The sequence below is a fragment of the Pseudomonas sp. LFM046 genome (genome assembly GCF_000949385.2).
GTDB lineage: Bacteria > Pseudomonadota > Gammaproteobacteria > Pseudomonadales > Pseudomonadaceae > Metapseudomonas.
Genome location: NZ_JYKO02000001.1, coordinates 4,085,128 through 4,096,098, shown reverse-complemented (window position 1 = coordinate 4,096,098; position 10,971 = coordinate 4,085,128). Strand labels below are relative to the sequence as shown.

Genomic DNA, 10,971 nt, shown 5'->3' with positions numbered 1-10,971 from the left:
GTGGCGCTTCACCCCTTTTTCATACCCGGAGAAATCGTTTCGGAGCCTGCTTGATATTTCGAACGGCCGGTGCGTATTTTGTACAAACCGCCATCCAGAGCGGTCGTCGTGCACAAGGACAATAACCATGACTACCAAAGTCCGCAGCCCGCTCACCGAGCGATTGGCTGGCGTTGAAGAGATCGAGTGCGTTACCCCTGACCTGAACGGAGTGATGCGGGGCAAGGTGATGACCGGGGAGGGCTTCCTGTCCGGGCGTCGGCTGCAGTTGGCGCGAGGGGTGTTGCTGCAGGCCATCATGGGCGGCTATCCGCCGGCGCGTTTCTACGGCAGCGATGACGGCGACCTCGCCCTGGTCGCGGAGCCTGCCCAGGTCCATCGCTTGCCCTGGAGCGAGCGCCCGCGCGCCCTGGCGATCTGCGATGCCCAGGAGCTGGATGGGCGGCCTTCCGGACTGTCTACCCGGGGCCTGCTGCGCAAGGTGGTGGAGCGCTACGCCGAGCATGGCTGGCAACCGGTGGTGGCCACCGAGCTGGAGTTCTTCGTCTTCGCGACCAACCCTGATCCGCACCAGCCGTTCCTGCCGCCGCTCGGCCTGGATGGCCGGCGCGAGGTGGGACACTCGGCGTTCAGCGTGTCGTCCAACAATGGCCTGCGACCTTTCTTCGAGGAGGTCTATCGGACCATGGAGGCGTTCGGCATGCCGCGCGACACCTTCATGCACGAAATGGGCGTCAGCCAGTTCGAGATCAATTTCCTTCATGGCGATCCGCTGCTGTTGGCGGACCAGACTTTCCTGTTCAAGCACCTGCTCAAGGAAGTGGCGCTACGGCACGGCATCCAGGTGGTCTGCATGGCCAAGCCGCTGGCGCATACGCCGGGCAGCTCGATGCACATTCACCAGAGCGTGGTGACCGTCGATGGCGGCGAGAACATCTTCAGCGACGCCAATGGCGAGCCCACTGCGGCCTTTGCCCATTTCATCGGCGGCCAGCAGGCGGCCATGGCGGACTTCACGGCACTCTTCGCGCCCAACGTGAATTCCTACCAGCGCCTTTGCCATCCCTATGCATCGCCCAACAACGCCTGCTGGTCCCACGACAACCGGGCGGCGGGCTTGCGCATTCCGGCCAGCGCACCGGTGGCCAGGCGGGTGGAAAACCGCCTGCCGGGCGCCGACGCCAACCCGTACCTGGCCATCGCTGCCAGCCTTGCGGCGGGGCTCTACGGAATGGAGCAGCAGTTGCAGCCGAGCGCGCCCATCCAGGGCGAATTCGAGGCCCCCGACGAACTTGTCCTGCCCTGTACCTTGCATGCCGCCATCGAGCGTCTGAAACGCAGTGATCTGGCCCGTGAACTGTTCGGCAAGGAGTTCATCGAAGGCTACATTGCTACAAAGACGATGGAGCTCAGCAGCTTCTTCGATGAGATCACGCCCTGGGAACGGCGCATCCTCGCCGCCCAGGTCTGATCCGACCAGGGGCCGCCAATTCCGGCGGCCCTCTCTGTATTGGAAGCCGCCTGGAGCGCGTCAATGCATCGAATCTGGAAGTCCTTTCGTGCGCTATATTTCGCCACCCTGCTCATGCTGATCGGCTCCGGCCTGCTCAGCACCTACCTCGGCCTGCGCCTGGCAGCCGACAAGGTGGACGGGCTCTGGGTGGGGGCCTTGATGGCGTCCAACTATTTCGGCCTGATCCTGGGCGGCAAGCTGGGGCACCGGCTGATCGCCAGGGTAGGGCACATACGGGCCTACGTGGCCTGCGCCGGTGTGGTCACCGCGGCGGTGCTCGGTCATGGGCTGATTTCCATCCTGCCGGTCTGGCTGTTCATGCGGATGCTGGTGGGCCTGGGGATGATGTGCCAGTACATGGTGATCGAGAGCTGGCTCACCGAGCAGGCCGACGCCAGCCAGCGCGGGCAGGTCTTTGCCGGCTATATGGTGGCGTCTTACCTCGGCCTGGTGCTGGGCCAGTTGGTGCTGGTGCTGCATCCGGGGCTGGGGCCGGAACTGCTGATGCTGGTGGCCATGTGCTTCGCCCTCTGCCTGGTGCCGGTGGCGCTGACCCGCAAGCTGCACCCGGCACCGTTGCATCCGGCGCCGCTGGAGCCGCGCTTCTTCATCAAGCGGGTGCCGCAGTCCATGACCACGGTGCTGGTGTCGGGCCTGGTGATCGGTTCCTTCTATGGTCTGGCGCCGCTCTATGCGACCGCCCAGGGGCTGCCCATCGACCAGGTGGGTCTGTTCATGGGTAGCTGCATCCTGGCCGGCCTGCTGGTGCAGTGGCCGCTGGGCTGGCTGTCCGACCGCCACGATCGTGCCGTGCTGATCCGCAGCACCGCGGCCCTGCTGGCGCTTGCGGCGCTGCCCCTGGCGATCATGCCGACCGCGCCCCTGGAGCTGCTGTTCCCGGTGGGCTTCGTGGTCTGCTTGCTGCAGTTCAGTCTCTATCCGTTGGCGGTGGCGTTCTCCAACGACCATATAGAAGCCGAGCGGCGGGTATCGCTGACTGCGATGCTGCTGATCACCTTCGGCGTCGGCGCCAGTATCGGCCCGCTGCTGACCGGTGCCCTGATGAAGCAGTTGGGGCCGAACATGCTCTATGCCTTCGTCTGCTTCTGCGCGGCGGTACTCGTACTGCGGGTACGGCCGGATGCGGTCACCGCCATGCACCGGGTCGACGAGGCGCCGCTGCACCACGTGCCCACGCCGGACAACATGACCAGTTCGCCGCTGGTGGCTGCACTGGACCCGCGCGTTGACGAGAAATCGGTGCAGGATCAGATGCAGAACGGCGACATTCCGCCGCCGCCCACTGAGCCGTCCGCCGGGCCGGCCGAGGAACCGCAACCCAACAAGTAGTGGCCCAACGCCATTTCGCTTTTGCCCAATCATCGCCCGGTATGACTGTCTGAGCTTCAGTCCCGAGGTTTGCCTCGGGACTTCAAGGAGGATCTGGTCATGTTGAGCATTTCCCTGCATTTGCTGGCCAGCGCCCCGCAGGCCGGCAAGCTCGACCCCCGGCTACTCCCCGTGCTGGGGGAGGCGGGAGTCAGCCAGTTGCAGCGGCAACTGGTGGCCCGCGTTCTCAATCTCCCGCCCCTTGGCTTCAGTGAACGGATCTTCTGGATCGAGGATGGGCCGGACGAAGCCCTGGAAGCCTTGGCCGAGGACAATGACTGGATGGTGGTGGGCCAGCCGGTCGGCGACCTGGGGGAGCGAATGCGCCGCATCGCCGCCCTTGGCCTGTCCGAGAACGAAGCCGTGGTGCTCATCGGCCAGCATTGCCCGATGCTGGATGCCGACTACCTGTCAGCCGCGTGCGAGGCCCTGGACCATCACCAGGCGGTGCTGGGGCCGACCGAAGACGGACGTTATGCGCTGCTTGGCCTGCGTCGCGTCGATCCGCGCCTGTTCGAGGCCATGCCATGGGGCAGTAACCAGGTGCTCGCGCGGACCTGTGAGCGCCTGCAGGAACTGGAGTGGCAGCATGGGCTGTTGCCATCGCTCTGGGTGATGGACAGTCCCGAGCACTTGCCGCGACTGGGGCGGCTGGGCTTCAAGCTCGGGACGGTCTGAGGGCGGCGCCGGTCTGGCAGTCGCTCACCGCCTGCTAGAACAGCTCGTCTTTCTCGAACCGCCGTGCTTCGCGCTGCAGCTGGTAGACGAAGCGTTCGACATTGCGTTGCACCAGGCCGCTCATGCTGTGGAAGCGGATGCCGGCGAAGCTCGCATCGAGCTTTTCGTCGTAGCGCAGGTGGCGCAGTTCGACGGAGGTGGTGATGGGGCCGATCGGTAGGCGGGCGGTGAAGCGTTCATAGACCTGGCCCGGTTGCACGCGGCCGGTCAGATCGCCCTCGAAGCGCAGCTTGCAGCCGGTGGCGGAGATATCCAGCATCACACCCTTGAAAGGCTTGGACAGCTTGTCGCCGTCCAGCTCGATGGACACCAGTTGCGTCTGCTTGAGCGCGGCACGGTACGCGTTGCGGCGCTGGTGGTAGGTCACTTCGTCGGGCAGGGGGCACCAGTAGCAGCGGTCGCCCTCGAACTCGCCGACGGTGGCGGGTTGCTGGGTTTCCCAGGCGATCCGCACGCCCTCGTGGAAACCTTCGATGCGGAAGGTCTCGCCGTTCTTCAGGAAGCGCTCACCATCGTTCGGGATCATTTCGTCCAGGGCGATCCGGCCGCGGTCGCGGTCCACTTCCACCAGGTAGCTCTGGAAGCGCTGGTTGCGGTCGTGGAAGGTGATGATCAGGGGATCGTGATGCTGTTGCAGGAGGCGAAGGTTGGCCAGGATCTCGACGGGTGTCTTGAGCACCTTGGGGGGTTGTGGGCCGTTATCTTCTTGGAATGGGTTGGACACGGTCCAGGACTCTCCAAACACAAAGCGGATTGCGCAAAGCAGGGTGGCAGGGCTCCGCCTGTCTTCGCATTCTTCTTGTAATTTCTTGTCAGGCCTGGCTTAGCGGGCGCTGCTGGCCGATTCTAGCGGTGGCACCGCGGCTGTCATAGAGGCCAGGCGTTTCGCCGCCACGCAGGATGCCGAGCATGCCGCCGACCGAGGCGCGATTGGCGCGGATCAGGCGTCCGTTGCGTTCGTTGGCTTTCTGGCAGTTTTCCAGCAGTTGGGCGAGTTCGTCGCCACGCTCCAGGAGCTCCTGGCCCAGGGGCGAGCGTTCGGCGAGCTGCTGGAGGCCGGCGCGGTCGGCGCTCAGTTGGAGGCTGGCCAGCAGTTGGCTGCGTTGGCGGCCGTGCTGGTCGAGTTGGGCGAGCAGGGGCTGTTTTTCGGCGAGCAGGCCTTCGAGGCGGGCGAGGTCACGTTCGCCCAGGGCCTGGAATTCTTCGTCCATCAGCTCAAGCAAACGCTGGGCGTGGCCGATATCGTCGGTGAACAGCTGAAGCAGGTTGGTGTCTTGCATTACGCGCTCTGGGGATCGGGCGTCCAAGTTCCCCAGCGCCGCCCGTGGACTAGCGCTGGGATTCGAAGTTCAGCAGCTTGCTGGCCACGCGATTGCTGTCGACCTGGTAGGAGCCGTCGGCAATGGCCTGCTTGAGTTTTTCTACGCGCTCCTTGTCCACCACGGGCAGGTCGCGCAGTTTTTCGCCGGCTTTCTGCAGCACCTGAGCCTCGCTGCTCAGTTGCACGGATTCGCCGCTCTTGGCTGCCGGGGCCTGCTCGCCGGTCGTTTGGGGAGCAGTGGTCTGGCCGCTGGTGACGGTTTCGCTCTTGCCGGCCTGGGTGCTGCCGGTGCGCCCAGAGTTGGAGGGCGTGGGGCCGTTATTGAGCCGGTTGAAGTCGATAACCATGATGAAGAACCTCGGACGCTATATGGACGCTTACCGGTTTATCGGCCCTGTCCGGGATAACTTTAGGAAATTTTTTTGTACTGGCTGAGTTTAGAAAATCAGCCCTCCGGGGCGCCAGCGGAATCATGTCTACATATCCACCTGGACCTGCCCCGGGCCCTTGACGCGGGCCTTCACCACGCGGCCGGAGCTCAGGTTGCGGACCCGGATCTGCTCGCCCAGGGCGCCGTTGGACAGGGCTTCTCCCGGCATACGCACGTTGATCGCGCTGCTTGCGGCGCTGATCACCACCTGGTCGCCCTTGCTGACCACTTCGGCCTGCTGCAGGTGCAGGGGCGCCAGCACCTGGTCGGGGACCAGGGCGCGGGTGGTCTTCTGGCCGACGACCTGCTCCGGATCGCTCAGGAAGCCCTGGCTCAGCGTGCCCACGTCGCGCTCGGCCACGGAAACGTCCTGGGGCCCGATGGGGGCGCCGCGACGCAACGGGCGGGTCACCACCACCACTTCGCGATACAGCTTCACCTGGGCCGGGACGAACACTGTCCAGGGTGAACTGCCGTCGCAGCGGATTCGCACCGTCACCCGTCCAAGGGGCTGGGCCGGGCTTTCCAGGCTGGTCGTCAATTCCTTGTCGCATTCGGCCAGGCGCAGGCGCGGATCGAGGCGGTTGACTTGGATTTCGCTGCGACCCTGGATGTTGCTGCGCTGCAGATATTCTTCGACGGCGTACTCAAGAAAGCCTTCCGCCGTGCCGATAAGCACTTCGGGCGATGTCACGGCCGCAGCCGATATCGGGCTGTAGCCGAGACAGCACAAAGCAGGTAAAACAGCCGCAAGAGAAAAGCGGCGTTTTGCCATCAAGTGTCGGAAAAGCGTCGTCAAAGCGTTCATACAATTAGAGAAGCAAGGCTCGTGCCGCCTGCTAGGCTGAAGCGGGCGTTCAAGGGCGTGTCAGAGGAGTCTGGTCATGGCCGGTATTTTGGATTCGGTTAACCAGCGTACCCAACTGGTCGGGCAGAACCGCCTGGAGCTGCTGTTGTTCCGCCTCGACGGATCGCAGCTCTACGGGATCAACGTGTTCAAGGTGAAGGAGGTGCTGCAGTGCCCCCGTCTCACCCTGATGCCCAAGTCCAGTCCGGTGGTGCGCGGGGTTGCCAATATCCGTGGGGGTACCATTCCGATTCTCGACCTGTCCATGGCGACCGGGCGCAGAGGCCTGGATGACCTGAAGAACAGCTTCGTCATCATCACGGAATACAACACCAAGGTGCAGGGTTTCCTGGTGCGCTCGGTGGAGCGCATCGTCAACATGAACTGGGAGGAGATCCATCCGCCACCCAAGGGAACCGGTCGTGAGCATTACCTGACGGCGGTGACCCGGGTCGACAAGCAGCTGGTGGAAATCATCGACGTGGAGAAGATCCTCGCCGAAGTGGCGCCCACCTCCGAAGTGGTGTCCGAAGGCGTGGTGGACATCGAGACCCAAAGCAAGGCCGTCAGCAAGCGGGTGCTGATCGTCGACGACTCGTCGGTGGCGCGCAAGCAGGTGATCCGCTGCCTGGAAACCGTCGGCGTGGAGGTCAAGGCCCTCAACGACGGGCGTCAGGCCTACAACTACCTGCGCGAGATGGTGGAGGAGGGCAAGGCGCCGGAGCAGGAGCTGCTGATGATCGTCTCCGACATCGAAATGCCCGAGATGGACGGCTATACCCTGACGGCGGAAATCCGCAACGATCCGCGCATGCAGAAACTGCATATCCTCCTGCATACTTCGCTCTCCGGTGTGTTCAACCAGGCGATGGTGAAGAAGGTGGGCGCGGACGATTTCCTCGCCAAGTTCAAGCCGGACGATCTGGCGGCCCGTGTGGTGGAACGCATCAGGGTAACGGATGGGGGCTGATGGCTCGGCCCCCTGACACGGAATAGATTGGTGAGGCGCCCTTAGTGTCTTCAGGCAATGTGGATTTCGAGCAGTTCCGGGTGTTCCTGGAGAAGACCTGCGGCATCCTGCTGGGCAGCAACAAGCAGTACCTGGTGTCCAGCCGGCTGAACAAGCTGATGGAGCAGAACGGCATCAAGACCCTGGGCGAGCTCACGCAGCGCATCCAGGGTTTTTCCCGTGGTGGCCTGCGCGAGCAGGTGATCGATGCCATGACCACCAACGAGACCCTCTGGTTTCGCGATACCTATCCCTTTGAAGTGCTGAAAAACCGGGTGCTGCCCGAACTGATCAAGGCCAGCCCGAACCAGCCGTTGCGCATCTGGTCGGCCGCCAGTTCGTCGGGACAGGAGCCGTTCTCCATTTCCATGACGATCGACGAGTACGAGAAGGTCAACCTCGGCCAGCTCAAGGGCGGTGCTCGCATCGTCGCCACGGACCTTTCTTCCACCATGCTGACTGCCTGCCGCTCCGGTGAGTACGACAGCCTGGCCATGGGCCGGGGCCTGTCCCAGGAACGCCTGCAGCGCTATTTCGATCCGAAGGGGCCGGGGCGCTGGGCGGTGAAACCGGCGATCCGCAGCCGGGTGGAGTTCCGCCCGCTGAACCTGCTGGACAGCTACGCGGCGCTGGGCAAGTTCGACATCGTCTTCTGCCGCAACGTATTGATTTACTTCTCGGCGGAAGTGAAGAAGGACATCCTCACCCGCATCCACGCCACGCTGAAGCCGGGTGGCTACCTGTTCCTCGGCGCCTCCGAGGCGCTCAATGGCCTGCCGGACCTGTACCAGATGGTCCAGTGCAGTCCGGGGATCATCTACAAGGTGAAATGAAAGAGGGAGGCCAGCGGCCTCCCTTTTTTATCCGTGTGCGCCTCACACCAGCGTCAGCGTCACATTGATATTGCCCCGCGTCGCATTGGAGTAGGGGCAGACGATATGCGCCTTGTCCACCAGCGCCTTGGCGGCCTGCTTGTCCAGCCCGGGCAGGGAGATCTTCAGTTCCACTTCGATGCCGAAGCCCGTGGGCAGGGTACCGATGCCCACCGCGCCTTCGATATAGGTGTCCTCGCTGAGGGCGATCTTCTCCTTGCCGGCGACGAACTTGAGGGCGCCGAGGAAGCACGCCGAATAGCCGGCGGCGAAGAGTTGTTCAGGGTTGGTGCCGTTCCCGCCGGCACCGCCCAGTTCCTTGGGGGTGGTCAGCTTCACATCCAGCACCCCGTCCGACGACACGGCGCGGCCTTCGCGGCCGCCGTAGGCTTCAGCATAGGCGGTATACAGGGCTTTCTCGATGGGCATGGTGAGTCTCCTGTTGGTGGGCGAGACACCCAAGCCTAGTCAAAGGATTCGACTCACCTGGCTCTGGCTGACTGAAGGTCGCCCCTCAGGCCGTCAGCCAGTCGATGAACAGGGCGAATAACTCCGCCTGGGAGCTGATCTCCAGCTTGGTGTAGAGATTCTTGCGGTGCATGCGCACGGTTTCCGGGGAGATTTCCAGCACCTTGGCGCTGGATTTCGCCGAGTGGCCGCGCAGCAGCAGGTGGGCGATTTCCCGTTCCCGCTCGGTCAGGCGGTCGCCGCCGAAGTTCATGAAGGCTTCGCGGATCTGCTGGTTGAGGCCGGCGGGAGCGCCGCTGCGCAGGGGCGCCGTGCCGTGGCCGTCGAGGCTGCGGATCAGGCCGCCGCGCTCATCGAACTGGCGCACCAGCTCGCGGACCAGCGGGTGCGCCGTTCGCAGCAGCGCAAGCTCTTCCTGGCTGAAGCGCGCCCCACTGCGGCCCTGGTACACACACAGGGACACCTTGCGCTGGCCACCGAGGTCGACGATGAAGTGGGCGTCTTCCACGGAACCGCACTTGAGGTAGTTGGTGCGGTAGTACTCGCTGCTGAAGAAGTCGTCGGGGGCGATTTCCGAGAGGTGGTAGAAGCCCTCGGCCAGGCCGTTCTCCATCGCCAGGCAGAAGGGGTCCAGCAGATAGCCGCGGGCGTAGTAGCGCTCGATCAGCGCCTCGCGGTACTCGGTGGGGATGCCGCACTGGTAGAGCGGTCGCGGCGCCAGACCCTTGCATTCCAGGCCGAGCAGTACCGACTCGATGGGCACCAGGCTTCTCAGGGCGTCGATCAGGTGCTCGCAGAACACCGGTTCCGCGACGCTGGCCATGGCCTGCGCCAGCCCCGCATGCCAGGCATGCAGGGCGGCGAGGGTGGTGCTGGCAGGTTGGGACTCGGTCATGTCCGGCAGTCTACTGGCACCGCCTGCAGGCGGCCAGACGCCTTCAATTGCCCGCATAGTCGCCCCGTTGCTTGAGGTCCTCGGCGGTTTCGAGGATGGCCTCCCGCAGGGTCTCGACGATCTCGTCCACTTGCGCGTGGGTGATGGTCAGGGGCGGCGACATCACGTTCAGGTGGACGATGGGCCGCACCAGCAGGCCGCGTTTCTGCGCCCGCAGGTGGATCTGCTCGCCTATGTTCAGCGCGTCGGGGAACAGGGCCTTGCTGGCCTTGTCGGCGACGAACTCCACGCAGGCCATCAGCTTCTTGCAGCGCACGCTGCCCACCAGTGGCAGGTCGGCGAGGCTCTGCAGCCGTTGCTCCAGATAAGCGCCCACGTCGTCCACATGGGCCAGCAGATTCTCCCGCTGGATGATCTCGATGTTCTTCAGTGCGCTGACGCAGCTCACCGGGTGCCCGCTGTAGGTGAAGCCGTGGCTGAAGCAGCGACCCTTGTCCGCTTCGCCGATGACCTGCCAGATGCGGTCGGAGAAGATGCACGCGCCCAGGGGCAGGTAGCCGGAGGTCAGGCCCTTGGCGGTGGTGATGATGTCCGGCACCACGCCGAACACGTCTTCCGACGCGAAAAAGGCGCCGAGGCGACCGAAGGAGGTCACCACCTCGTCCGATACATACAGCACGTCGTGGCGCTGGCAGACCTCCCACATGCGCTTGTGGTAGCCGGCCGGCGGAATGATCACGCCGCCCGAACCCATGATCGGCTCGGCGAAGAAGGCCGCCACCCGGTCGGCGCCGAGGGTGAGGATCTTGTCCTCGAACTCGTTCACCAGGAAATCCAGGAACTCCGCCTCGCTCATGCCTGCCGGCGCGCGGTAGGGGTTGGGGCAGGAGATGTGGTGGATACGGTCCTTGAGGAAGTCGAACTCCGCCGGCCGGTCCGCCGCCTTGCCACCCAGGGACATGGTGAGGAAGGTGGAGCCGTGGTAGGCGTTGATCCGGGTGATGACGTGCTTTTTCTCCGGCTTGCCACGGCAGTTCTGGTAGTACTGCACCAGGCGGAAGGCGGTATCCACGGCCGTGGAGCCGCCGGTGGTGAGGAACACGTGGTCCAGGTCGCCGGGGGCCAGTTCCGCCAGCTTCTCGCAGAGTTCAATGGCCTTGACGTTGGCCATGTCGCAGAAGGGGTTGGAGTAGGCCAACTGGCGGACTTGGTCGGCGATGGCTTCGGCCATTTCCTCGCGGCCCAGGCCGATGTTGGTGCACCACATGCCGCCCACGGCATCCAGGTAGCGGTTGCCAGCGGTGTCGTAGATATAGGCGCCACTGCCTGCGGCGATGTTCAGCGCGCCGTTCTCCCGGTGGTCGTCGAAGATGTGGTAGCCGTGCATGTAGTGCGCCTTGTCGGCGGCCACCAGGCGCTCGTTGTCGAACTGGGCGAAGAAGTCGGCGTTCAGCTTGGTCATGGTCTTAACCTCGGGTCCATCAGGTAA

Annotated in this window: 12 protein-coding genes; 5 read left to right on the top strand and 7 right to left on the bottom strand. The window is 64.2% G+C overall.

Annotation, left to right across the window (positions count from 1 at the left end; genetic code table 11):
- Positions 1 to 229: 229 nt before the first annotated feature.
- The 3 genes from TQ98_RS18945 to TQ98_RS18935 all read left to right on the top strand — a co-directional run bounded on the left by TQ98_RS18945 (position 230) and on the right by TQ98_RS18935 (position 3,580).
- Complete coding sequence (locus TQ98_RS18945; protein WP_177410224.1) at positions 230 to 1,471, top strand: glutamine synthetase family protein; 1,242 nt, start codon at positions 230 to 232, stop codon at positions 1,469 to 1,471.
- Positions 1,472 to 1,534: 63 nt separating this feature from the next.
- On the top strand, positions 1,535 to 2,863 hold the full coding sequence (locus TQ98_RS18940; RefSeq protein WP_044870443.1) for an MFS transporter: 1,329 nt from the start codon (positions 1,535 to 1,537) through the stop codon (positions 2,861 to 2,863).
- A gap of 99 nt (positions 2,864 to 2,962) precedes the next feature.
- Entirely contained in the window at positions 2,963 to 3,580 is a 618-nt protein-coding gene (locus TQ98_RS18935; RefSeq protein WP_044870442.1) for a TIGR04282 family arsenosugar biosynthesis glycosyltransferase, read from the top strand.
- A gap of 34 nt (positions 3,581 to 3,614) precedes the next feature.
- Here TQ98_RS18935 and TQ98_RS18930 read toward each other — a convergent pair whose 3' ends face one another.
- The 4 genes from TQ98_RS18930 to flgA form a co-directional block, all read right to left on the bottom strand.
- Complete coding sequence (locus TQ98_RS18930) at positions 3,615 to 4,364, bottom strand: flagellar brake protein (protein ID WP_044870441.1); 750 nt, start codon at positions 4,362 to 4,364, stop codon at positions 3,615 to 3,617.
- Positions 4,365 to 4,452: 88 nt separating this feature from the next.
- Entirely contained in the window at positions 4,453 to 4,920 is a 468-nt protein-coding gene (locus tag TQ98_RS18925) for a flagellar protein FlgN (protein WP_044870440.1), read from the bottom strand.
- A gap of 49 nt (positions 4,921 to 4,969) precedes the next feature.
- Positions 4,970 to 5,308 carry a flagellar biosynthesis anti-sigma factor FlgM gene (gene flgM / locus TQ98_RS18920; RefSeq protein WP_044870439.1) on the bottom strand — a complete coding sequence of 113 codons (339 nt, stop codon included), beginning with the start codon at positions 5,306 to 5,308 and terminating at the stop codon, positions 4,970 to 4,972.
- A gap of 129 nt (positions 5,309 to 5,437) precedes the next feature.
- Positions 5,438 to 6,199, bottom strand: a complete 762-nt coding sequence (gene flgA / locus TQ98_RS18915) for a flagellar basal body P-ring formation chaperone FlgA (protein ID WP_103103005.1) — start codon at positions 6,197 to 6,199, stop codon at positions 5,438 to 5,440.
- A 76-nt stretch (positions 6,200 to 6,275) separates the two neighbouring features.
- On the opposite strand from flgA, the gene TQ98_RS18910 reads away from it, so the two are divergent.
- Entirely contained in the window at positions 6,276 to 7,208 is a 933-nt protein-coding gene (locus TQ98_RS18910) for a chemotaxis protein CheV (RefSeq protein ID WP_044870438.1), read from the top strand.
- Between the two features lie 44 nt (positions 7,209 to 7,252).
- Positions 7,253 to 8,080 carry a protein-glutamate O-methyltransferase CheR gene (gene cheR, locus TQ98_RS18905; RefSeq protein ID WP_044870437.1) on the top strand — a complete coding sequence of 276 codons (828 nt, stop codon included), beginning with the start codon at positions 7,253 to 7,255 and terminating at the stop codon, positions 8,078 to 8,080.
- A 42-nt stretch (positions 8,081 to 8,122) separates the two neighbouring features.
- Here cheR and TQ98_RS18900 read toward each other — a convergent pair whose 3' ends face one another.
- From TQ98_RS18900 to TQ98_RS18890, 3 genes are all read right to left on the bottom strand, one after another.
- Entirely contained in the window at positions 8,123 to 8,548 is a 426-nt protein-coding gene (locus TQ98_RS18900; RefSeq protein ID WP_044870436.1) for an organic hydroperoxide resistance protein, read from the bottom strand.
- Positions 8,549 to 8,633: 85 nt separating this feature from the next.
- Entirely contained in the window at positions 8,634 to 9,482 is an 849-nt protein-coding gene (locus TQ98_RS18895) for a helix-turn-helix transcriptional regulator (protein WP_044870435.1), read from the bottom strand.
- A gap of 43 nt (positions 9,483 to 9,525) precedes the next feature.
- Positions 9,526 to 10,944 carry an aminotransferase gene (locus TQ98_RS18890; protein WP_044870434.1) on the bottom strand — a complete coding sequence of 473 codons (1,419 nt, stop codon included), beginning with the start codon at positions 10,942 to 10,944 and terminating at the stop codon, positions 9,526 to 9,528.
- Positions 10,945 to 10,971: the final 27 nt, after the last annotated feature.

Coding starts and splice junctions, on each gene's coding strand:
- TQ98_RS18945 (WP_177410224.1), top strand. CDS start 230: ATGACCGGGGAGGGCTTCCTGTCCGGGCGTCGGCTGCAGTTGGCGCGA.
- TQ98_RS18940 (WP_044870443.1), top strand. CDS start 1,535: ATGCATCGAATCTGGAAGTCCTTTCGTGCGCTATATTTCGCCACCCTG.
- TQ98_RS18935 (WP_044870442.1), top strand. CDS start 2,963: ATGTTGAGCATTTCCCTGCATTTGCTGGCCAGCGCCCCGCAGGCCGGC.
- TQ98_RS18925 (WP_044870440.1), bottom strand. CDS start 4,920: ATGCAAGACACCAACCTGCTTCAGCTGTTCACCGACGATATCGGCCAC.
- flgM (WP_044870439.1), bottom strand. CDS start 5,308: ATGGTTATCGACTTCAACCGGCTCAATAACGGCCCCACGCCCTCCAAC.
- flgA (WP_103103005.1), bottom strand. CDS start 6,199: ATGAACGCTTTGACGACGCTTTTCCGACACTTGATGGCAAAACGCCGC.
- TQ98_RS18910 (WP_044870438.1), top strand. CDS start 6,276: ATGGCCGGTATTTTGGATTCGGTTAACCAGCGTACCCAACTGGTCGGG.
- TQ98_RS18900 (WP_044870436.1), bottom strand. CDS start 8,548: ATGCCCATCGAGAAAGCCCTGTATACCGCCTATGCTGAAGCCTACGGC.
- TQ98_RS18895 (WP_044870435.1), bottom strand. CDS start 9,482: ATGACCGAGTCCCAACCTGCCAGCACCACCCTCGCCGCCCTGCATGCC.
- TQ98_RS18890 (WP_044870434.1), bottom strand. CDS start 10,944: ATGACCAAGCTGAACGCCGACTTCTTCGCCCAGTTCGACAACGAGCGC.